Consider the following 20,797-nt stretch of genomic DNA (forward strand, 5'->3'; position numbering starts at 1 on the left):
CCCAAACAGTGGAGCAACACGATGTCGTCCAACACCCAACCGGTCAACCTGCTGCAATCGATTCCTCAGGTGTTCGAAAGCCTGACCCAGGTCCACGTCACCCTCGACAGCCACGACCTCGACCCGACCCTCAAACACCTGCTGCACCTGCGTGCCTCGCAGATCAACCAATGTGGTTTCTGCGTGAAGATGCATACCCGCGAGGCCCGTGAAGCCAATGAAACCAACGAGCGGCTGGATCGGCTGATCGTCTGGCGTCACGTCAACGATTTCAGTGCCTCCGAACGCGCCGCCCTGGCCTGGACCGAAGCCCTCACCGTTCTCGATGAAAAGACCGACTACGCCAGCCTGCGCGGCGACTTGCGCGAGCACTTCAATGACGCGCAAATCGGTGCCTTGACGGCCGATATCGGCATGATCAACCTGTGGAACCGTTTGCAGGTGTCGAGGCACTGATTGATGAACTCCGCTGAAAATGCCGCCGCTGTGTTCGAGCAGCGCCGGCCCTTTTTGCTTGGTCTGGCGTATCGCATCCTCGGCTCCCGCGCCGAAGCCGAGGATGTCGTGCAAGAGCTGTTCATCAAATGGCTGGAGGCCGACCGCGCCGCCATTGCCGCGCCGGCCGCCTGGCTGACCACAGCGTGCACTCGGCACTGCATCGATCTGCTGCGCTCGGCTCACAAGTCGCGGGTTGATTACATCGGCACCTGGTTGCCGGAACCGATTCACACCACCCACCAGGATTCACCCGAACACAGGCATGAACTGGCCTCGTCGCTGTCCACCGCGTTCCTGTTGTTGCTGGAACGGCTAACCCCCAAGGAGCGTGCCGCGTATTTGCTCTACGAAATATTCGACATGGATTACGCGCAAGTGGCTGACGCGGTCGGGGTTCAAGAGGCAGCGTGCCGCAAACTGGTGTCCCGAGCCAAGGCCAGCCTGGGCAGCGGACAAACGCGCTTTCAGCCGGAACCGGCACGTCAGGACCAATTGCTCAGCGCTTTCCATAGCGCCATCGCCAGCGGCTCGACCGCTTCCTTGACCGCGATGCTGAGCGAAGACGTCGAACTCTGCGCCGACAGCGGCGGCAAGGCCTCGGCGATCCGCGAAACCTTGTCCGGCATTACCCGCGTGCTGGATTTCATTGGTCAGTCGTTGCACGTCTATTGGCAGGCTTGCGAATGGCTGCCCAGCGAAATCAATGGTGCCCAAGGCGTGATCATCAAGGCAGACGGGGTCATCACTGCGTCGATGACTTTTGGGTTTGACGAAGCGGGGCGGGTGAGGCGGATTTTTATCATGCGTAACCCGGAGAAGTTGGCGGGGCTGCAGGATTTGTTGGATGTGCAGTGACTTAGTGCCGGCACTGATCGTTCCCACGCTCTGCGTGGGAATGCAGCCCGGGACGCTCCGCGTCCCTTTCGAGAGCTGGAACGCGGAGCGTCCCTTGAGGCATTCCCACGCAGAGCGTGGGAACGATCGATGTCGGGGGATGAGTCCTCTGCACTATCCCACCCCCACGCGGTCGTAATCTTCACAGGGTGGCGCGTGAATGCGCCGCCGCACGCGTGGAGATCCAATGAGCCAGGACGTCCTGACCACCGAAACCAATCGCCGTCAGTTGCAGCAGATTATCGCCGGCCTGTCAGATGGGGTGATTCTGCTGGAGCTCGACCAGACCCTCCTTTGGGCCAATGACGCCGCGTTGGCCATGCACGGCGTCGGGCAGCTCAGCGAGCTGGGGGCGAATGCCAAGGAGTACGCCAAGCGCTTCGCCTTGCGTTATCGCAATAATCATCCGGTTCAGGCCGACAATTATCCGATCAGCCGCGTCGCCCGAGGCGAGTCCTTCAGCGATGTGTTGGTTGAGGTGACGCCCACCGATGACGAAGAGCGCACCTGGGTCCACAGCGTGCGCAGCATGGTATTGGCCGACAGCGCTGGCAAGCCGGAGTCGCTGGTGCTGATCATGAACGATGTCACGGAGTGGGCCAGCGCCGAACAGCGTTTCGAAAAAACCTTCAATGCCAACCCGGCCCCGGCGGTGATCTGTCGCCTCAGCGATTTGCGCTACATCAAAGTCAACCCGGGCTTCCTGGAGATGACCGGCTATACCCGTGATCAGGTAATCGGCCGTTCGACCTACGAACTGGACGTGCTGGAGGGGGCCGAAAACAAAGACCTGGCCAAGCAGCGGTTGCGCGAAGGGGCGACCATTCCGCAAATGCAGGCGCAGTTGCAGCTACCCGAAGGTGGCAGCAAACAGGTGATCGTCGCCGGCCAGCCCCTTGAGCTGAACGACGAAGCCTGCATGCTGTTTTCCTTCGTCGACATCGAGCCTCGGCATAAGGCTGAAGTCGCCCTGCGCCAGAGCGAGGAACGTTTCGCCAAGGCGTTTCGACTGACCCCGGTGCCGATCCTGGTGTGCAACGCCGGCGATCAGGTGGTGATGGACGTCAATGAAGCGTTCCTCGATACGCTCGCGTATTCCAGTGAAGAAGTGCTCGGCCAATCGGTGACGCAGATCGATTTTATCGATGACACAGGCGCGCGCTCGCGACTGTTTGCAGCGCTGGAAAAAACCGGAAGCGTGGATCGTGTCGATGTTCGGGTACGCAAGAAAGACGCGGGGCTGATTGATTGCGCGGTCTCGGCCGACACCGTGAACATTCAGGACAGTCCCTGCTACCTGCTGGTGTTTATGGACATCACCGAACGTAAACGCACGGAGCTGGAGCTGGTGTCGGCGATCGAAGAGGTGATGAAAGACGCCTCCTGGTTCAGTCGCACGCTCATCGAGAAGCTCGCTAACGTGAAAAACGTCAACTCGCCGCAGTTGCCTGGCGTGTCGTTCACCGACCTGACTGCCCGCGAGCGCGATGTGCTCGGCCTGATTTGCGAAGGCCTGGCTGACAAGGAAATCGCCGCGCGGCTCAAGCTCGCACCCAACACGGTGCGCAACCATGTTTCGACGGTGTATTCCAAGCTCGATGTTCACAGTCGTAGCGAGGCGATTGTCTGGGCTCGCGAGCGCGGTTTGTTCTCCGGCGAGTGGCGGCCCAAGGCCCAGCGGTAGGTGCAAATGCACTACTCGAGGGGGTGCAAATTCATGTTCAAGGCGGGGGCGGCAGTTCTTAGGCTGTAAGGGTGCGATACAGGTCTTCGGGTATCGCGTCCCTTTCGAAACAGCTACAGGAACTGCCAGATGATTTATGTGGCGCAATTGCGTATGCAACTGGAGCGGAGCTTTTCGCCGTTGGCCTGTGACTGCGCTGTTACGGGTGATCATTCACTGACGGTGAAGCTCTATCATCCGGTGTCGGGTCAGGTGGATCTGGTGGTCACCGGGTTGAGCGTGGCTAACCTCAGAACGCCGGAGTCGGTGGCAGCGTTGATCGAAGAGCTGCGTTATGAACTCGAGAGCAACACGTTGAGTCGTCGCGAAACGTCCTAGGAACTGTCGGGTTTTGCCGGCGGTCGTATAAAGAATACGAGAGTATTTTTTCTGTGACCGGTCCGCGGGTACGCGGTGAGAGTGTTGGGTCGCGGAAATATGTCGATCACTTACCGCGGGTCAACCTATGAAAAGTCTTGGGAAACGCACTTTTACAACACTGTCGTTCGCACTCTGGATAGCGATTCTGGGTGGTTGTGCCAGTCCTCCACCGCCACCTCCCGCCGCGCCGCCTCCACCCCCTGTGCGCACTTGCCAGACCACTGAAAGCACCGATGTGCAAGGCGATGTGAGGGCTGAGGGGCAGGTGACCAGGGAAACCACGCTCACTCGTTGCATCACTCAGTAAGCGTCCATCTGCTCACGTTGAACCGCCAGCGGCGCTGTGCTGCTGGCGGGTATCCGCGCGTTTCGCTCAGACTTCCTCGATCCTGACCCAGCGTGATTCCTGCGCTGCCAGTCGAATGGCCGTCGCCAGGCGTTCGACTTCCCACGCCTGTTCGAAATCTGTTCCACCCTGAGATAAACCTGCCAGCGCCATCACCAAATCATGGACTTCCAATGTCTTGAGTTCGTTGTAGCCGAGCTGATGCCCGGCCGCCGGGCTGAACGCCGCATAACCTGGCAGATTCGGCCCTGCCAGAAAGCGCTGGAAACCGTCCTGACCGGCACGAAACAGACGCAGTTCATTCAGGCGTTCCTGATCGAACACCAAAGTCCCTTGGGTGCCGCTGATTTCGAAACTCAGGTGATTCTTGTAGCCGTGCTTGAGCCAACTGCTGCTGAACGTGCCACGAGCGCCATTCGCAAACCGCAACAAGGCGTGGACCTGATCGTCGACCGCGATACTGCGTTGTTCCAGACTGCCAGCCGTGGCGGGACGTTGCCGGTGCACGGTCTGGGTGTCGGCGCTCACTGCCTCGACATCGCCCACCAGATAACGGGCCATGGCCAACAAGTGACTACCCAGATCCGCCAGTGCGCCACCGGCATGATCGGCATCGCAACGCCACGACCAGGGTGACGCGGGATCGGCCATGAAGTCTTCGCTGAATTCACCCTGGAAACTGATGATCTGACCCAAGTCGCCGTTTTTAATCAGCTGCCGGGCTAGCCCGATCATCGGGTTGTGCTGATAGTTGTAACCCACCCGCGTCACCACCCCCGCCGCTTTGGCCGCCAGACGCATGGCATCGGCCTGTTGCAGATTCACCGCCAACGGCTTTTCGCAATACACCGGTTTGCCGGCGGCGAGGGCGGCCATGGCCATGGGGTAGTGCAGGTGATTGGGCGTGGTGATGGCGATCAGATTGACCTTGGGGTCATCGATCAGTTGTTGCCAGTCGCTATGAGCGGTGTCGAAACCCCAGGCATCGGCACAGTGGCGGGCTCGCTGCGGATCGGCGTCGGCCAGGGCGGCGAGTTTGAGCTTGAGGGGCAGTTCGAAAACCGCACTGACGTTGCAAAACGCCAAGGCATGGGCGCGGCCCATGAAACCTGTGCCGATGAGTCCGATACCGAGTTTGCGCATAGCCGGGGTCCTTTTGGGATTTTGTTTTGAGGAGGGCTATTTATGGAATAAATATTCTCTTTGTGCAACATACTGGAATAATAATTCTTTTTGCTGTGCTGTTTCAGAAAGCACAGAGAACGGCTACACCGCCTTGCTCCATTGCCTACAACTACGCCGGAATCCGCCGGCTTGTGCGTCTCGCTATCGATCTCTATCGTTTCCGGGTGCCCAGATCAACCACAAACCGCGGGCTTTGATGACGGGACATACACCTCAGACTATATTGGCCACTAATTAATCAAATTTGAGCAATGCAACGAAGCTCGAATAGAGGTGGCTATGTCGAAGGATCTCGAAAATACAATCTGTGTTTTCGTTGATGGTGATCGTCACGAAGCTAAGGCTGTACGTGATTCTGTCGGATTCCAGCATGGCGGCATCATCCGCCTGGCGAACGGAAAAATCGTTAGCGGTCGTGCCAGTACTGTCAAAACCAATTCCGAGAAGGCATACGGATTTATCGCAGCTGCGGTTGCAAAAAGTGGCTCAGGAGTGAGGATCGATATGGATAGCGAAGGATACAAAACAGCGGCTGAGAGTGGCTGGGTCATGGTCGGTTCTAACGGCACCAAGTTATCAGCCGCCACGTGCGCTTCGGTGCGTATCGATGAATACGCTGCTGAAATGCTCAAGGACCCGAACAAGGTTCGAGCGTTTTTCGAACGTGTGAATGGGGATGCCAAGGCTCGCTGATGTATTGCATTTCTCCTTCTTTTGTTCTTGGTTTCCATGGGTGCGAACGAGAAATTGGCGAGCGCGTACTGGCTGGCGAGGCAACGCTACTTGATAGCACTAATGACTATGATTGGCTTGGTCGCGGCGCCTATTTTTGGGAAAACAACCCGCAACGCGCACTGAGCTTTGCGACGAATGCGCAAAAGCGGAGCTCTATCAAAAATCCCTTTGTGATTGGCGCAGTGATTGACTTGGGCCGTTGTCTGGATTTCACCGCCGAGAGTGCGTTGCGTGAAATCCGTCAGACCTACCTCTGGCTTGAAGCCGCTTCTAAAGAAGAGGGCGGTCAACCGCTTAAGAAAAACAATCCCTACCTACGTCGTTTGGATTGTCAGGTCATTGATGCCTTACATACCTTCCGGGAGGTTACGGAGGCACCTGCGTACGATTCTGTCCGTTCACCATTCTGGGAGGGTGAACGTCTTTATCCAGGCACGGACTTTATGCATGAAACGCATGTTCAGCTGGCGATCCGTAATGTAAAGAGCATCAAGGGCTATTTTAGAGTTCTGGATCTGACTGGGAAGCCGGTTGAGTTTGTTCGCGCTGAGTAGTGTCCTTGCTTTATCCAGCTGGCGATCACCATCAGAACAATAAAAAGGCAGCCCGAAGGCTGCCTTTTGCTCATCCGGTAAATCGGATCAGGACAAGAACCCACCATCCACATTCAACGAAACCCCAGTGGTGTAACTCGACGCATCACTCGCCAGATACAACACCGCTCCCGCCATTTCACTCGGATCCGCCACACGCTTGAGCGGAATCTGTTGCAATGCGGTGTTCAAAATAGCCTCGTTCTTCACCAGCGCCGAAGCGAATTTGGTGTCGGTCAGACCTGGCAGCAGGGCGTTGCAGCGGATGCCGAACTGCGCGCATTCCTTGGCGAATACTTTGGTCATGTTGATGACCGCCGCTTTGGTCACCGAGTAGATGCCCTGGAAGATCCCCGGCGAGATGCCGTTGATCGAGGCGACGTTGATGATGCTGCCGCCGCCGTTTTCGCGCATCAGCTTGCCGGCTTCCACCGACATGAAGAAGTAGCCGCGGATGTTCACGTCGACGGTTTTCTGGAAAGCGCTGAGGTCGGTGTCCAGTACGTTGCAGAACTGCGGGTTGGTCGCCGCGTTGTTGACCAGGATGTCCAGGCGCCCGAACTGTTCGCGGATGCCGGCGAAGACCTGGCTGATCTGTTCCATTTCACCGATGTGGCATGCCACGGCAGTGGCTTTGCCGCCGGCGGCGATGATCGCGTCAGCCACGTGCTGGCAGCCGTCGAGTTTGCGGCTCGAGACGATGACATGGGCGCCTTGCTGGGCCAACAGTTTGGCGATGGCTTCACCGATGCCGCGGCTGGCGCCGGATACGAATGCGATTTTGCCATCGAGGTCGAACAACTGAGTCTTGGACATGGTTTTTCCTTGTTATTGGGGCCAGGGAATGTAATCGGAGCCGGGCGATCAGAGGCTGGATTTCGAAATGACTTGCAGGCTCATCTGCTCCAGCAGTTTGTTCATGTGAATGAACTGCGCGAAGCGTTTGTCCTGGGTCTGACCATGGAAGAAGCGGTAGTAGATCTGCTGCACGATGCCGGCCAGGCGGAACAGGCCGTAGGTGTAGTAGAAGTCGAAGTTGTCGATCTGGATGCCTGAACGCTCGGCGTAGTAATCGACGAACTCGCGGCGGGTCAGCATGCCCGGTGCGTGGCTCGGTTGACGGCGCATCAATTGCACCGGTGCCGGATCGTCGGCTTCGATCCAGTAGGCGAGGGTGTTGCCCAGGTCCATCAGCGGGTCGCCGAGGGTGGTCAATTCCCAGTCGAGCACGCCGATGATGTCCATCGGATTGTTCGGGTCGAGGATCACGTTGTCGAAGCGGTAGTCGTTGTGGACGATGCTGGAGGTCGGGTGATCGGCCGGCATCTTGTCGTTGAGCCAGGCTTTGACCGCTTCCCACTTCGGCGCGTCCGGCGTCAGTGCTTTCTCGTAGCGATCGCTCCAGCCTTTGATCTGCCGCGCGACATAACCTTCGGGTTTGCCGAGGTCGCCCAAGCCATAGGCGTTGTAGTCGACCCGGTGCAGTTCAACGAACTTGTCGATGAAGCTCTTGCACAGCGTTTCGGTTTTCGCCGAATCCAGACCCAGTTCCGGCGGCAGTTCGGAGCGCAGGATGATCCCCTTGACCCGTTCCATCACATAGAACTCGGCACCGATCACCGATTCGTCAGTGCAGTGCACGTAGGCTTTGGGACAGTACGGAAAACCATCACGGAGCTGATTAAGGATGCGAAATTCGCGGCCCATGTCGTGAGCGGATTTGGCCTTGTGGCCAAAGGGCGGGCGACGCAGGACGAACTCCTGCTCGGGGTATTCCAGCAAGTAGGTGAGGTTCGACGCACCGCCCGGAAACTGGCTGATCTGCGGCAAACCACTCAGGCCCGGAATGTGGGCCTTGAGGTACGGATCGATCAGGCTGGCATCGAGTTCTTCGCCGGTGCGGATACGTGTGGACTGGTCAGTAAGCGCCATGCTTATCCCTTCTGCTTATTCTGGAGGCCTGAGACTATTGGCTAATCTAATGCGCACACCCGACACCCACAACCACGAAACGCCCTTATAGGTGAGCGTGTTGCCGGGCAATCATTGTGTTTGATACACCTGTTTGAATGGTGGTCAGATCATGCTCGTCGACGATGGCAGGGCAATCGGGGTCAATACCGGATTGCCGGTGAAGAACGCCACCAGATTGCGACCTACCAGCTCCACGGTGCCTTGAGTGGCTTCCGGGGACAAACCGGCGACATGCGGGGTGAGGATCACATTGGCCAACGTTTTGAAGGCATTGGGTACGTGGGGTTCTGTGTCGAAGACATCCAGCGCAGCGCCAGCAATCCTGCGCTGCTCAAGCGCGCTGATCAGGTCTGCAGTGACGATCACACTGGCTCGGGCGATGTTGACGATGAACCCCTGAGGGCCCAAGGCGTCGAGTACTTGTCGGTTGATCAGGTGTTTGGTGCCCAGCCCGCCGGGGGTGGCGACGACCAAAAAGTCTGATTCCCGTGCCAGCTCGGTGGGCGTCGAGCGGAAGCTGTACGGCACATCGCTGCGATGCTGGCGGTTGTGGTAACTGACCGTCATATCGAAGCCGTGGGCGGCGCGTTTGGCGATGGCCATCCCGACTGCACCGAGACCCAGGATGCCCAGGTGCTTGCCCGCCAGGGAAGGGCGCATGATTTTCGGCCACTCACCCCGGCGTACGGCGGCGTCGCAACGGGGAATGTCACGTACCAGAGACAGCAGCATCGCCATGGCATGGTCGGCGACGGAAGAGGCATTGACTCCGGCGCCATTGGTGACCGTAATGCCCCGGTTGGCGGCGGCTTGCAGGTCGACGTGTTCGTAGCCGGCGCCGATCACGCAGATAATCTTGAGATTGGGCAGGGCGGCGATTTCGTCGGCATACAGCCCCAATGGACCACGGGTCAGCACCGCATCGATCTGCGCGCCATGCCGTGTGATGGCATCGGCGCGCTCGGCAGGCGTGGGCGCCAGAATCAGGTGAAAGCCCTGATGTTCGAGAATCGGCAGGTAATCATTGATGGTTTCAACCAGTACCAGAACGGTTGCGGGCATGCTGGGCTCCTGTGGGCATCGGAAAGTCGGGGGCTCGAACGTCGCTCGGATTGCTGATTGCGCAACGGTCTGGCATTTACCAAAGATAGCAGGCTTGTGGCCTGCAACCTCCGATAGCGCTTACACATCCACGGCGTTTAACACTGCGCTGTGTTTATCTCAGTTCAGCGCAGGAATGTTCATGAGGCCGATCCTGCAGTCGGCGTCGCGGCCGTGTCCGAGGTGAGAAATGTCCGGGCTGCGTCGAGGATTTCATCGGACAAGGCGTTACCACGGGTTGCGCGGGCCAGGGTCAGGGCGCCGACCATCAGCGAATAGTCCACCAACGCTTTTTGCCGATTGGTGTCGGGCTGATCCGCGCCCATCAGCGGTGCCAGCATCTGCAACAATGCCTCCAGCCCTTGGGTGTAGGTCTGGTGCAAACCGCTTTCAGCGGTTTCATGACACATGTCGCCGGCAAACGCGGTCACTGGGCAGCTTTCGCCCGGATTATCGCGATTGGCCGCAGACAGGTAGGGCGCGATGATGCTCTCGCGAGCCGAGAGGCTGTCGTCGTTATCCTCTATTTTCTGCTTCCAGCGTTCCATCGATTGGGTGAACGCCCGGCTGCACGCCTCTTGCGCCAGCGCTTCCCTGGATTCGAAGTGACCATAGAAGCCGCCATGAGTCAGGCCGGCCGCACCCATCACATCGACGACACTGATCCCGTGCAGGCCGCGTTCGCGAAACAGACGCGTGGCGGCTTCGACGATGATCTCGCGGTTGAGTTCGGCTTGTTTGCGGGAGACTCGGGGCATTGGCGGCTCACAGGTATATAGAAGGCAGAAATCAGCTGGCGTACTGGGCTATGCCGTTGCCAAACGACCAGTTCTCTTTCTTTACTTCCACCAGATTGATGAATACATCTTCCAGACGCACCGCCAGTTCGGCGTTAAGGCTCTCGGCAATGGTTTTGTAGAGGAGTTTTTTCTGCTCGATGGTGCGGCCTTCGCTCAAGGTGATCTGAATCACCACCAGATTGTCGGTGCGATTGATGCCCAGGTAGCCGGGATCAAAGATGAAATGCTGTACATCGTGCTCGGCAAGAATCTGGAAATTATCGTTTTCCGGCACGCCAATGGCGCTGTGCATGGCGGCGTAGATCAATTGCCCGACACGTTTGGCATGAGTAGGGTCTTGATGCTTTTTGATGTCGACGCGAACGAGTGGCATGAGAGGGCTCCGAAATAAGGGTTGCCGGTCAGCAGTCGGGATCGAAATTACATGACGGCAATCCTTTATTGAATAGATTTTTTAAAACATCTATTTAATAAAGGGTGCCAGAGGATCTGATCCGCACAACCACTCCTCAGCTAAGTCTTTGCTTCTGCTCATTAATCCCGGACAATCGCGCCCCTGTTTCGGCCAGGGCGCTGCCTGTCGGATTTTTCCGACTCGTCCTGACCGGGTAGCAACTGACCGGAATGCGGAGATCCCACCGGATGAATGATCAGGCCAATAGCGTCGACGAACGCTATGTATCGGCGGCACCAGCGACGCTTGAGAGCTGGAATCGCCATGACACCACCTGGATGCTGGGCCTGTTTGGCACGGCCATCGGGGCTGGCACGCTGTTTTTGCCGATCAACGCGGGTCTGGGCGGCTTCTGGCCGTTGCTGGTCCTGGCGGTGTTGGCGTTCCCCATGACGTTTTACGCACACCGTGGCCTGACACGCTTTGTGTTGTCCGGACGCGAAGGCGCGGACATCACTGAAGTGGTGGAAGAGCATTTCGGGATCAAGGCTGGCGCGCTGATCACCTTGCTGTACTTCTTCGCGATCTTCCCGATCCTGCTGATTTATAGCGTGGCCCTGACCAACACCGTGGGCAGTTTCCTCGAGCATCAACTGCACATCATGCCGCCACCGCGCGCCGTGCTGTCGTTGGTGCTGATCCTCGGCCTGTTGGCGGTGGTACGTTGCGGCGAGCAGGTGATCGTCAAGGCCATGAGCCTGATGGTTTATCCGTTCATTGTTGCGCTGCTGTTCCTCGCGGTGTTCCTGATTCCTCACTGGAACGGCGGCATCCTCGCCACCGCGTCGACGCTGCCAGAACCGTCGGCACTGCTGCACACGCTGTGGCTGGCGATTCCGGTGATGGTGTTCTCGTTCAACCATTCGCCGATCATCTCGGCGTTCGCGGTGGACCAGAAGCGTCGTTATGGCGATCACGCCGAAGAGCGCAGCTCGCAGATCCTGTCCCGCGCCCACGCCTTGATGGTGGTGATGGTGCTGTTCTTCGTGTTCAGTTGCGTGCTGACCCTGTCACCGGCGCAATTGGCTGAAGCCAAGGCGCAGAACCTGTCGATCCTGTCGTACCTGGCCAACCACTTCAGCAACCCGACCATCGCCTTCGCGGCGCCGTTGATTGCATTTGTGGCCATTTCCAAGTCGTTCCTGGGTCACTACATCGGCGCCAGCGAAGGTCTTAAAGGTCTGATCGTGAAGAGTGGCAAGCGCCCGGCACCGAAGACCCTGGATCGCATGACTGCTGCTTTCATGCTGGTGGTCTGCTGGATCGTTGCCACGCTGAACCCGAGCATTCTCGGGATGATCGAAACCCTCGGTGGCCCGATCATCGCCGCGATCCTGTTCCTGATGCCGATGTACGCAATCCGCAAGGTTCCGGCCATGGCGCGTTTTCGCGGTCAGGCTTCCAATGTCTTCGTGACGGCGGTGGGCCTGGTGGCGATCTCGGCGTTGATCTATTCGCTGACTGCCTGAACCACCACTCTGATCGTTCCCACGCTCTGCGTGGGAATGCAGCCCGGGACGCTCCGCGTCCCTTTCGAGAGCTGGAACGCGGAGCGTCCCTAGAGGCATTCCCACGCAGAGCGTGGGAACGATCAGGCAACGATCAGGCATAAAAAAACGCCGCTCATCTCACGATGGGCGGCGTTTTTTATTGCGTTGCAGCGTTAGGCTTGAACGACCGGGATGTTGGCGTTCGCAGCAGCTTCACGGAACTCGGCGATCTGGTCGAAGGACAGGTAGCGGTAAACATCGGCCGCCATGCTGTCGATCTTGCCAGCGTATTCCATGTACTCCTCGACGGTCGGCAGGCGACCCAGGATGGAAGCAACAGACGCCAGCTCGGCCGAAGCCAGGTAGACGTTCGCGCCGTCACCCAGACGGTTCGGGAAGTTACGGGTCGACGTCGACACAACAGTCGAGTTCGGCTCTACACGTGCCTGGTTACCCATGCACAGCGAGCAGCCTGGCATTTCCATGCGAGCGCCGGCCTTGCCGTAGATGCCGTAGTAGCCTTCTTCGGTCAGCTGGTGAGCGTCCATTTTGGTCGGCGGCGACAGCCACAGACGGGTTGGAAGCTGACCTTTGACCTGTTCCAGCAACTTGCCGGCAGCGCGGAAGTGACCGATGTTGGTCATGCACGAACCGATGAACACTTCGTCGATCTTCTCGCCAGCAACGCTGGACAGCAGACGGGCGTCGTCCGGATCGTTTGGCGCGCAGAGCACAGGCTCTTTGATGTCGGCCAGGTCGATTTCGATGATTTCAGCGTATTCGGCGTCAGCATCGGCAACCATCAACTCAGGGTTGGCGATCCAGGCTTCCATCGCTTGAGCACGACGTTCCAGGGTACGCGCATCGCCGTAGCCTTCGCCGATCATCCAGCGCAGCAGGGTGACGTTGGAGCTCAGGTACTCAGTGATCGACTCTTTCGACAGCTTGATGGTGCAACCGGCAGCCGAACGTTCGGCCGAGGCGTCGGACAGCTCGAACGCTTGCTCGATGCTCAGGTTGTCCAGGCCTTCGATTTCCAGAATGCGGCCGGAGAAGGCGTTCTTCTTGCCTTTCTTCTCGACGGTCAGCAGGCCAGCCTGAATCGCGAAGTAAGGAATGGCGTGAACCAGGTCACGCAGGGTGACGCCCGGTTGCATTTTGCCTTTGAAGCGAACCAGGATCGATTCCGGCATGTCCAGCGGCATAACGCCAGTGGCTGCGGCAAACGCTACCAGACCGGAACCGGCCGGGAACGAAATGCCCATCGGGAAACGGGTGTGCGAGTCACCACCGGTACCGACGGTGTCCGGCAGCAGCATACGGTTCAGCCAGCTGTGGATGATGCCGTCGCCCGGACGCAGGGAAACGCCGCCGCGGGTCATGATGAAGTCTGGCAGGGTGTGGTGGGTGGTCACGTCGATCGGCTTAGGGTAAGCCGCAGTGTGGCAGAAGGACTGCATTACCAGATCGGTCGAGAAGCCCAGGCACGCCAGGTCTTTCAGTTCGTCACGGGTCATAGGACCGGTGGTGTCCTGAGAACCCACGGTGGTCATTTTCGGTTCGCAGTATGTACCTGGACGAACGCCTTTGCCTTCTGGCAGACCGCAAGCCTTGCCGACCATTTTCTGTGCCAGGGTGAAGCCCTTGCCGGTGTCGACAGGTGCTTCAGGCAGTTTGAACAGGTCGGTAGGGCCCAGGCCCAGTTCGGCACGGGCCTTGTCGGTCAGGCCGCGGCCGATGATCAGCGGGATACGGCCGCCAGCACGAACTTCGTCCAACAGCACCGGGGTCTTCATTTCGAAGGTGGTCAGGACTTCGTCAGTGCCGTGTTTGCAGACTTTGCCAGCATGCGGGTACAGGTCGATCACGTCGCCCATGTGCATGTTGGTGACGTCGAATTCGATTGGCAGTGCGCCAGCATCTTCCATGGTGTTGTAGAAGATTGGAGCGATTTTGCTGCCGAAGCAGAAACCACCGGCGCGCTTGTTCGGCACGAAAGGAACGTCGTCGCCGAAGAACCACAGCACCGAGTTGGTGGCGGATTTACGCGAAGAACCGGTACCAACCACGTCGCCAACGTAGGCGATCGGGAAGCCGGCGTTGCGCATTTCTTCAATCTGCTTCATCGGACCGGTGACGCCCTGGGCGTCAGGCACGATGCCTTCACGGGCCATTTTCAGCATGGCGAGGGCGTGCAGCGGGATGTCCGGGCGGGACCAGGCGTCCGGAGCAGGGGACAGGTCGTCGGTGTTGGTTTCGCCGGTGACCTTGAACACGCGCAGGCTGATCTTGTCGGCCAGCACAGGGCGGTTCTTGAACCACTCGCCGTCAGCCCAGGATTGCAGCACGCCTTTAGCGTGAACGTTGCCGTTCTTGGCTTTTTCAGCGACGTCGTGGAAAGCGTCGAACATCAGCAGGGTGTGCTTGAGTTCTTCGGCAGCGACTGGCGCCAGTTCGGCGTCTTCCAGCAGATTAACCAGAGTCACAATGTTGTAGCCGCCCTGCATGGTGCCGAGCAGTTCAACAGCGCGTTTCTTGTCGATCAGAGGGGATTTTGCTTCGCCTTTAGCGAGGGCAGACAGGAAACCGGCCTTTACATAGGCTGCTTCGTCCACACCTGGCGGAATGCGATTGGTGATCAGGTCAACGAGGAAAGCTTCTTCGCCAGCCGGGGGATTCTTCAGCAGCTCGACCAGGCCTGCAGTTTGTTCGGCGTTTAGCGGCTGGGGAACGATACCCAGTGCTGCACGCTCTTCGATATGTTTGCGGTAGGCTTCAAGCACAGTTATTACCCTCATCAGTGGTCCCAAATGGGTGTCCGGGACGCTCATCCCGAAATTGCCGTACTCATGCGCTGCGTGGCGTTGTGGGCCACTTAGCCAGAATTACCGACAATTCCTTACAGAAGCTGCTTTCAAAGTTTTACGCCTGCAGAACGGGGAGCTGATGAGGGTTGGCGTCAGGCTTTTCCCCGCTGGAAAAACCCTTCGCCAACACCGCTCTGAAGGAACGACTGTGCTCGTGACGCTTTGAAAACAGCTTCTAACGGACATTGGCGCCTTAAAAGGCTGGCTGATTCTACGGCAAAAAAAAATTAAAGGTAAGTCAGGGTCTATTGGACTTTGGTGGCGAGTCGCGTTGTGGGCCAACGTGTGCGAGGCAAGGCGCGGGATGCCGCTAATGGTTGTTCCCTTGGCAAATCCCGCAACGCGGCCTCGCGCACGTTGGCCCACAACGCGACTCGCCACCAAAGTCCAATAGACCCTCAGCCCTGAACTTTGAGGGGTGATGAATGTTAGACAAAGGGCTAACATGCCGACCTGTTCTGCTTTCCCGTGCTCTCCCAACCTATGCCCAATCAGACCATCAAGACCCCCTGCGTCGGCCTCTGCTCCACTGTTTACGGTGATTTGGTGTGCCGTGGCTGCAAGCGTTTCCACCATGAAGTGATCAACTGGAATGGTTACAACGAGGAGGAAAAGCGCGCGGTGTGGCTGCGTCTTGAGCTGCTGCTGTCCCAGGTGATGGCCAGCAAGCTTGAAGTTTTCGATCCCCAGCGCCTTCGACTGCAACTGGAGCAGCGCAAGATCCGCTTTGTGCCGCATCAGTCGGAATATTGCTGGGCCTATCAGTTGATCGCCCGGGGGGCGCGAGTGATCAACAACCTGGAAGCCTACGGAATGGTGCTGATGCCGGAGTTTCGCGACTGGAACCTGCCGGAACTGCGGGATGCTATTGATCGGGAGTTCTTTTTGCTCTCCGAAGCGCATTACCAGCGCTACATTGCCCCCGGTTTCCTCCGGGATGCCTTCGGCGGCTAACCGTTAAAAGCATCGCGGGCAAGCCTTGCTCCTACAGATGACCGCGTCCCCCTGTAGGAGCAAGGCTTGCCCGCGATGGCGATCTATCTGGCGCCGCAAATCTCAATGCTGGGTCACGATCTCCTCCAGATGATCCATGATCGTATCCGGCTTCAGCACCAGCACATCGCTCTCCACCGCATCCAACACCACTTCCGCCGTATTCCCGATCAACGCCCCTGACAATCCGGACCGCGCCACGGTACCGATGACCGTCACCGCCGCCTGCAGTTTGTGGACCATGAACGGAATCAGCACATCAGCCGGCCCTTCCTCGATATGCAGGTGGTCGTCATCAATGTCGAACTCGGCCTGAAACGCCTTGCACTGTTCGCGATAGCGCGCCTCGATGGTTTCACTGAGCTGCAACGTCGGGTCGGCCGCCGACAGCATCGGCGACGGATGGGCACTGACCACATGCAAATGGGCCTTGGCCAGGCTGGCGATGTCGTAACCGTGATCGACAATACAAGAGTGCAACGTGCGGTGTTCACCATCGGTATTGCCAACATCGATCGCCGCCAGTATGACCCCGCCAGTCCAGGGTTTCGAGGTTTTGACCAGTAGCACTGGCGTCGGGCAGTAACGCAGCAGTTTCCAGTCCGCCGGGGTCAGCAGGGCTTTTTTCAGCGGGCTGTCGGGGTAATGCTGTTTGACCACCAGGCCGCAACCTTCAGCCTGCTGCACATCGACAATGGTTTCGTGCAGGCTTTCGTTCCACGCCTGCTCAGTGGTGACGCTGTAGCCGTCCTCGATCAGCGCGGCCTTGAGCACGCCCAACATGCCACTGTGGTCATGCTTGCGGTCGCAGACCAGCAGATGCAGATGAGCCTGGGTCACGCCGGCAATCAGCTTGGCCCGTTTGAGCGCCAGGCTGTCCGAGTGTTCAGGTTCGAGGACCACCAGAATGCTGCGAATGGCTTGCATGATCGGGATCTCCATGAAGTAAGAAATACTGCGTTGGACAACTATAGTTGCTGGTTGGCCATTCGGGACTTGATGTATATCAACGGTCGCGGCTGGTGGTCTGCCGGCAGGCCGGTATAATCGGCGCCCTTCGATTTTGAACCTCTTATCCGTGAGCCCCATGATCCTTCCCGAAATTCACGAGTTCCTCGGCTGCCGCACCCCCGATGGCTGGGTTCAAGCCGCGCTGGCCGATCAGGAAACCTTGCTGATCGATCACAAGAACTGCGAATTCAAGGCCGCCAGTACCGCGTTGAGCCTGATCGCCAAGTACCACTCCCACGTCGATCTGATCAACCTGATGTCGCGTCTGGCCCGGGAAGAGCTGGTGCACCACGAACAGGTCATGCGCCTGATGAAAAAGCGCAAGATCGCGCTGCGTCAGCTGTCCGCCGGGCGCTACGCTTCGGGCCTGCGCAAAGTGGTGCGCAGTCACGAGCCGGTCAAACTGGTGGACACCCTGGTGGTCGGCGCGTTTATCGAAGCCCGTAGCTGCGAGCGTTTCGAGGCGCTGGTGCCGCATCTGGATGAAGAACTGGGCAAGTTCTACTTCGGCCTGCTGAAAAGCGAGGCCCGGCATTTCCAGGGTTATCTGAAACTGGCCTACCAGTACGGTGACGCCAAGGACATCGCCCAGGTGATCGACAAGGTCCGCGCCGCCGAGCAGGAACTGATCGAGTCGCCAGACGTGGAATTCCGTTTCCACAGCGGTGTGCCAGCCGCGGCCTGACGTTTTCGACCGAAAATGTAAAAAACTCTTAAAAGAATGAAACATCTCCGAAAACCGGCCCCCGAGGCCGGTTTTTGCTGCCTGTGATAACCGTCCGGTCACCGATTGGCGCCATAATGCCGGCCACTTCACGCAAGGGCTGGCAGACGGTCGTTATGGATAACCTGGGTTTTGGCAAAGTACTGCTGGTGGAAGACGACGAAAAGCTCTCCGGGCTGATCGCGCATTTCCTGTCCCAACACGGTTTTGAGGTCCGGCAGGTGCACCGCGGCGACCTCGCATTGGCCGCGTTCCTCGAATTCAAACCGAAAGTCGTCGTGCTCGACCTGATGCTGCCGGGCCAGAGCGGTCTGCACGTGTGCCGCGAGATCCGCAGCGTGTCCGACACGCCGATCGTCATTCTTACCGCCAAGGAGGACGACCTTGATCACATCCTCGGGCTGGAGTCCGGCGCCGATGACTACGTGATCAAACCAATCAAACCGCCAGTTCTGCTGGCCCGGTTGCGTGCCTTGCAACGCCGCCAGACGCCGGACAGCGGCGTGTGCACCGCTCTGGAGTTCGGCCATCTGAGCATCGACCGCAGTTGCCGGGAAGTGCGGCTGGCGGGAGAGGGCATCGAACTCACCACCATGGAGTTCGAACTGCTGTGGTTGCTGGCCAGCGCCGCCGGCAAGATTCTGTCCCGTGACGACATCCTCAACCGCATGCGTGGCATTGCTTTCGATGGTCTCAACCGCAGCGTTGACGTCTACATCAGCAAACTCCGAGGCAAGCTCAAGGACAACCCGCGCGAACCGGTGTGCATCAAGACCGTCTGGGGCAAGGGTTACCTGTTCAATCCGTTTGCGTGGGAGCTGTAAATGCTGCGACTATTTTTAGGGTTGTACCTGGTGCTGGCGGTGGGGCTGGTGCTGGCATTGCAGGCGGTTGAGCACACATTCAACGCGCTGCTCGATGGGCAGATGCAGGCCTATAACCGTGAAGCGGTGCGAGGGCAGGCCTGGTCGCTGGTTGAGCAATTGCGCGGGCTCGAAGGCCCCGCGCGTGCGCAACAACTGGAAGCGCTGCGCCCGCATTACGGCTTGGGGCTGAGCCTGCCAGAAGCCGATCAGTTGGCCCTCGATGATCGTGAAAAAGCCCTGTTGGCCGAAGGGAAACTGGTCATTCGGGATGAGTACACCCAGTTCATTTCGTCGATCGACGGCGGTTCTCAACTGCTGAGCATCAAGTTGCCGGCCGAGCCGAGCCTGATGCCGTTCTACATCTCCGCTGCGTACCTGATGTTGGCCGGGCTGATCGGCATCGTGCTGTTTTTCTGGGTACGGCCGCACTGGCGCGATCTGGAGAAGCTGCGTCTGGCGGCCGAGCGTTTTGGCGATAACGATCTGTCGTCGCGGATCCAGCTGTCCAAGCGCTCGAACATCCGCGACCTGTCCGAACACTTCAACCTGATGGCCGCCCGCATCGAAGGCCTGATCGCCAATCAGCGCGAGCTAACCAACGCCGTGTCCCATGAGCTGCGCACGCCGATTGCCCGGCTGTCGTTCGAGCTCGATCAACTCAAGCAGCAACCCGATCCGACCCAGAACCGTGAACTGATTGCCGACATGTACGCTGACCTCGGCGAGCTGGAAGAAATGGTGTCCGAACTGCTCACCTATGCCAGCCTCGAGCGCGGCGCCACGGTGATCACTCGGGAAAACATTCAGGCCAGCAGTTGGCTCGACAGCGTGGTCGGCAGCGTCGCGCTGGAAGCCGAAGCCGCTGGCGTGCAATTGCTGATTGTCGAGTGTCAGGTCGATGAGGTCCGTATCGAGCCGCGCTTCATGGCCCGGGCGGTGATCAACCTGCTGCGCAATGCCATTCGTTATGCCGATGAGCGGGTGGAAGTGTCGTTGGTGCGCTCCGGTGATCACTACGAAGTGCGGGTCAACGACGACGGGCCCGGCGTGCCGATGGACGGGCGGGAGAAAATCTTCGAACCGTTCTCGCGCCTGGACGCCAGCCGCGACCGCCGCACCGGCGGCTTCGGCCTGGGCCTGGCGCTGGTGCGGCGGGTGTCGCAATCCCATGGCGGGCAAGTGGAAGTGGCGGACTCGCCGTGGGGCGGGGCGTCGTTTCGCATGACCTGGGCGCACCTGGATTGATCGTTCCCACGCTCTGCGTGGGAATGCAGCCCGGGACGCTCCGCGTCCCATCACAAGCCGAACGCAGAGCGTCCGTTGAGGCATTCCCACGCAGAGCGTGGGAACGATCTTTAGAACGAGTAAATCACTTGGCTAGCCAACGATGTCTGCATCCGCCGCTCGACAATAGGACTGTCCGCCGCATCGTTGGCCAGATATTGCACGGCCAGTACCGTCGAAACACTCCACTGATCATTGACGGGCAACGACCAGGTCAAATCCGCCCCGCGACTCACCAGCCCGCCATGCGTGTCATAAGCCCTGAACTGACTGCGCGACGCTTGGGCATCGCTGACGCCGTACCAGGTGCGCACGTAATTGCTGTCACCAAACTGGCTATTGAGGCTGCCCACGACCTTGCCATGGTCACCTTCATAAAACGGCGCGCTGATGCTCAGTTTCAACCGGTTCCACGCCGAGCCGGTGTCATGATCGTCATCGTCCTTTTCCAAGGCATGCTCAAAACTCGCACCGAGAATAATCGGCCCCATGTGGTAAGTCCCGTCGAGCCCCAGCACCGGGCGCGACTTGATCGAGCCCATGCCGTTCAGCTCATCCGAACCTTTGAACCCGGTCTTGCGATCCTTGCGCACATCACTGGCGCCGATGTACACGCTGAGGCCGAAGTCGTCCTCGTCAAACGCCCAGCCCAGACCCTTTTCAGTGTCCAGGAAGAATCCGTAAGGGCTGACGATTTCACCGCCCAGCAGCGGCGCCACCACGCGTTCGTCACTGCCGCTGTAACGGGGCACGCTGGCTGCACCGGCCCGCAAGGTGTAGCGCCAGTCTTCGGCTCGTAACGAGTCGGTGGGAATGAGCAGGCAAAGGGAAGTCAACGACAGAGATAGCGAGCGAAACATGGGAGCACCCGAGGGAAT

General features: G+C 58.8%; 20 protein-coding genes. 11 read left to right on the forward strand and 9 right to left on the reverse strand.

Annotated features, from left to right (window positions below):
- Window positions 1–21 precede the first annotated feature (21 nt).
- The 4 genes from CKW16_RS09610 to CKW16_RS09625 all read left to right on the forward strand — a co-directional run bounded on the left by CKW16_RS09610 (window position 22) and on the right by CKW16_RS09625 (window position 3,454).
- Window positions 22–456 (forward strand): carboxymuconolactone decarboxylase family protein, encoded by a 435-nt coding sequence (locus CKW16_RS09610; protein WP_095128203.1) that lies wholly within the window; start codon window positions 22–24, stop codon window positions 454–456.
- Between the two features lie 3 nt (window positions 457–459).
- On the forward strand, window positions 460–1,353 hold the full coding sequence (sigJ, locus tag CKW16_RS09615) for an RNA polymerase sigma factor SigJ (RefSeq protein ID WP_095128204.1): 894 nt from the start codon (window positions 460–462) through the stop codon (window positions 1,351–1,353).
- A 226-nt stretch (window positions 1,354–1,579) separates the two neighbouring features.
- Window positions 1,580–3,076 carry a helix-turn-helix transcriptional regulator gene (locus CKW16_RS09620; protein WP_095128205.1) on the forward strand — a complete coding sequence of 499 codons (1,497 nt, stop codon included), beginning with the start codon at window positions 1,580–1,582 and terminating at the stop codon, window positions 3,074–3,076.
- Window positions 3,077–3,205: 129 nt separating this feature from the next.
- Complete coding sequence (locus CKW16_RS09625) at window positions 3,206–3,454, forward strand: DUF1652 domain-containing protein (protein WP_095128206.1); 249 nt, start codon at window positions 3,206–3,208, stop codon at window positions 3,452–3,454.
- A gap of 415 nt (window positions 3,455–3,869) precedes the next feature.
- Here CKW16_RS09625 and CKW16_RS09630 read toward each other — a convergent pair whose 3' ends face one another.
- Window positions 3,870–4,985, reverse strand: a complete 1,116-nt coding sequence (locus CKW16_RS09630; protein WP_095128207.1) for a Gfo/Idh/MocA family protein — start codon at window positions 4,983–4,985, stop codon at window positions 3,870–3,872.
- Between the two features lie 321 nt (window positions 4,986–5,306).
- Between CKW16_RS09630 and CKW16_RS09635 the strand changes: the two genes are divergently transcribed.
- Together CKW16_RS09635 and CKW16_RS09640 are read left to right on the forward strand one after the other, a co-directional pair.
- A complete protein-coding gene (locus tag CKW16_RS09635; RefSeq protein ID WP_095128208.1) occupies window positions 5,307–5,720 on the forward strand; it encodes a hypothetical protein in 414 nt (137 codons plus the stop codon).
- Complete coding sequence (locus tag CKW16_RS09640; protein ID WP_095128209.1) at window positions 5,720–6,316, forward strand: hypothetical protein; 597 nt, start codon at window positions 5,720–5,722, stop codon at window positions 6,314–6,316. The genes CKW16_RS09635 and CKW16_RS09640 overlap by 1 nt, the downstream gene beginning before the upstream one ends.
- A gap of 87 nt (window positions 6,317–6,403) precedes the next feature.
- On the opposite strand, the gene CKW16_RS09645 is transcribed toward CKW16_RS09640, so the two are convergent.
- The 5 genes from CKW16_RS09645 to CKW16_RS09665 all read right to left on the reverse strand — a co-directional run bounded on the left by CKW16_RS09645 (window position 6,404) and on the right by CKW16_RS09665 (window position 10,603).
- On the reverse strand, window positions 6,404–7,171 hold the full coding sequence (locus CKW16_RS09645; RefSeq protein WP_008149805.1) for an SDR family oxidoreductase: 768 nt from the start codon (window positions 7,169–7,171) through the stop codon (window positions 6,404–6,406).
- 48 nt (window positions 7,172–7,219) lie between these two features.
- On the reverse strand, window positions 7,220–8,287 hold the full coding sequence (locus CKW16_RS09650; protein WP_095128210.1) for a phosphotransferase family protein: 1,068 nt from the start codon (window positions 8,285–8,287) through the stop codon (window positions 7,220–7,222).
- A gap of 144 nt (window positions 8,288–8,431) precedes the next feature.
- Window positions 8,432–9,391, reverse strand: coding sequence for a 2-hydroxyacid dehydrogenase (locus CKW16_RS09655; RefSeq protein WP_095128211.1), 960 nt, complete (start codon window positions 9,389–9,391; stop codon window positions 8,432–8,434).
- A gap of 179 nt (window positions 9,392–9,570) precedes the next feature.
- Window positions 9,571–10,188: a TetR/AcrR family transcriptional regulator gene (locus tag CKW16_RS09660; protein ID WP_095128212.1), complete on the reverse strand. Its 618-nt coding sequence runs from the start codon at window positions 10,186–10,188 to the stop codon at window positions 9,571–9,573.
- 31 nt (window positions 10,189–10,219) lie between these two features.
- Window positions 10,220–10,603, reverse strand: coding sequence for a tautomerase family protein (locus CKW16_RS09665; protein ID WP_095128213.1), 384 nt, complete (start codon window positions 10,601–10,603; stop codon window positions 10,220–10,222).
- A gap of 269 nt (window positions 10,604–10,872) precedes the next feature.
- Between CKW16_RS09665 and CKW16_RS09670 the strand changes: the two genes are divergently transcribed.
- Entirely contained in the window at window positions 10,873–12,153 is a 1,281-nt protein-coding gene (locus CKW16_RS09670; protein ID WP_095128214.1) for a serine/threonine transporter, read from the forward strand.
- A gap of 194 nt (window positions 12,154–12,347) precedes the next feature.
- On the opposite strand, the gene acnB is transcribed toward CKW16_RS09670, so the two are convergent.
- A complete protein-coding gene (gene acnB / locus CKW16_RS09675; RefSeq protein ID WP_095128215.1) occupies window positions 12,348–14,957 on the reverse strand; it encodes a bifunctional aconitate hydratase 2/2-methylisocitrate dehydratase in 2,610 nt (869 codons plus the stop codon).
- A 567-nt stretch (window positions 14,958–15,524) separates the two neighbouring features.
- Here acnB and CKW16_RS09680 point away from each other — a divergent pair.
- Window positions 15,525–15,995, forward strand: a complete 471-nt coding sequence (locus CKW16_RS09680) for a DUF1289 domain-containing protein (protein ID WP_033054572.1) — start codon at window positions 15,525–15,527, stop codon at window positions 15,993–15,995.
- 102 nt (window positions 15,996–16,097) lie between these two features.
- Here the strand turns inward: CKW16_RS09680 and CKW16_RS09685 are convergent, their stop codons facing one another.
- Window positions 16,098–16,961 (reverse strand): universal stress protein, encoded by an 864-nt coding sequence (locus tag CKW16_RS09685; protein ID WP_095128216.1) that lies wholly within the window; start codon window positions 16,959–16,961, stop codon window positions 16,098–16,100.
- A gap of 160 nt (window positions 16,962–17,121) precedes the next feature.
- Between CKW16_RS09685 and CKW16_RS09690 the strand changes: the two genes are divergently transcribed.
- From CKW16_RS09690 to CKW16_RS09700, 3 genes are all read left to right on the forward strand, one after another.
- Window positions 17,122–17,730 (forward strand): tRNA-(ms[2]io[6]A)-hydroxylase, encoded by a 609-nt coding sequence (locus CKW16_RS09690; protein WP_095128217.1) that lies wholly within the window; start codon window positions 17,122–17,124, stop codon window positions 17,728–17,730.
- Window positions 17,731–17,885: 155 nt separating this feature from the next.
- The gene (locus tag CKW16_RS09695; RefSeq protein ID WP_095128502.1) at window positions 17,886–18,593 is read left to right on the forward strand and encodes a winged helix-turn-helix domain-containing protein; all 708 of its coding nucleotides are present in this window, start codon (window positions 17,886–17,888) and stop codon (window positions 18,591–18,593) included.
- Window positions 18,594–19,880, forward strand: a complete 1,287-nt coding sequence (locus tag CKW16_RS09700) for an ATP-binding protein (protein WP_095128218.1) — start codon at window positions 18,594–18,596, stop codon at window positions 19,878–19,880.
- Window positions 19,881–19,990: 110 nt separating this feature from the next.
- Here CKW16_RS09700 and CKW16_RS09705 read toward each other — a convergent pair whose 3' ends face one another.
- Window positions 19,991–20,779 (reverse strand): MipA/OmpV family protein, encoded by a 789-nt coding sequence (locus CKW16_RS09705; protein WP_095128219.1) that lies wholly within the window; start codon window positions 20,777–20,779, stop codon window positions 19,991–19,993.
- Window positions 20,780–20,797: the final 18 nt, after the last annotated feature.

The sequence above is a fragment of the Pseudomonas sp. Irchel s3h14 genome (genome assembly GCF_900187425.1).
In the GTDB taxonomy this organism is placed as follows: Bacteria; Pseudomonadota; Gammaproteobacteria; order Pseudomonadales; family Pseudomonadaceae; genus Aquipseudomonas.

Coding starts and splice junctions, on each gene's coding strand:
- CKW16_RS09665 (WP_095128213.1), bottom strand. CDS start 10,603: ATGCCACTCGTTCGCGTCGACATCAAAAAGCATCAAGACCCTACTCAT.
- CKW16_RS09690 (WP_095128217.1), top strand. CDS start 17,122: ATGATCCTTCCCGAAATTCACGAGTTCCTCGGCTGCCGCACCCCCGAT.
- CKW16_RS09680 (WP_033054572.1), top strand. CDS start 15,525: ATGCCCAATCAGACCATCAAGACCCCCTGCGTCGGCCTCTGCTCCACT.
- CKW16_RS09695 (WP_095128502.1), top strand. CDS start 17,886: ATGGATAACCTGGGTTTTGGCAAAGTACTGCTGGTGGAAGACGACGAA.
- CKW16_RS09625 (WP_095128206.1), top strand. CDS start 3,206: ATGATTTATGTGGCGCAATTGCGTATGCAACTGGAGCGGAGCTTTTCG.
- CKW16_RS09610 (WP_095128203.1), top strand. CDS start 22: ATGTCGTCCAACACCCAACCGGTCAACCTGCTGCAATCGATTCCTCAG.
- CKW16_RS09635 (WP_095128208.1), top strand. CDS start 5,307: ATGTCGAAGGATCTCGAAAATACAATCTGTGTTTTCGTTGATGGTGAT.
- sigJ (WP_095128204.1), top strand. CDS start 460: ATGAACTCCGCTGAAAATGCCGCCGCTGTGTTCGAGCAGCGCCGGCCC.
- CKW16_RS09630 (WP_095128207.1), bottom strand. CDS start 4,985: ATGCGCAAACTCGGTATCGGACTCATCGGCACAGGTTTCATGGGCCGC.
- CKW16_RS09705 (WP_095128219.1), bottom strand. CDS start 20,779: ATGTTTCGCTCGCTATCTCTGTCGTTGACTTCCCTTTGCCTGCTCATT.
- CKW16_RS09620 (WP_095128205.1), top strand. CDS start 1,580: ATGAGCCAGGACGTCCTGACCACCGAAACCAATCGCCGTCAGTTGCAG.
- CKW16_RS09645 (WP_008149805.1), bottom strand. CDS start 7,171: ATGTCCAAGACTCAGTTGTTCGACCTCGATGGCAAAATCGCATTCGTA.
- CKW16_RS09670 (WP_095128214.1), top strand. CDS start 10,873: ATGAATGATCAGGCCAATAGCGTCGACGAACGCTATGTATCGGCGGCA.
- CKW16_RS09650 (WP_095128210.1), bottom strand. CDS start 8,287: ATGGCGCTTACTGACCAGTCCACACGTATCCGCACCGGCGAAGAACTC.
- CKW16_RS09660 (WP_095128212.1), bottom strand. CDS start 10,188: ATGCCCCGAGTCTCCCGCAAACAAGCCGAACTCAACCGCGAGATCATC.
- CKW16_RS09685 (WP_095128216.1), bottom strand. CDS start 16,961: ATGCAAGCCATTCGCAGCATTCTGGTGGTCCTCGAACCTGAACACTCG.
- CKW16_RS09700 (WP_095128218.1), top strand. CDS start 18,594: ATGCTGCGACTATTTTTAGGGTTGTACCTGGTGCTGGCGGTGGGGCTG.
- CKW16_RS09655 (WP_095128211.1), bottom strand. CDS start 9,391: ATGCCCGCAACCGTTCTGGTACTGGTTGAAACCATCAATGATTACCTG.
- CKW16_RS09640 (WP_095128209.1), top strand. CDS start 5,720: ATGTATTGCATTTCTCCTTCTTTTGTTCTTGGTTTCCATGGGTGCGAA.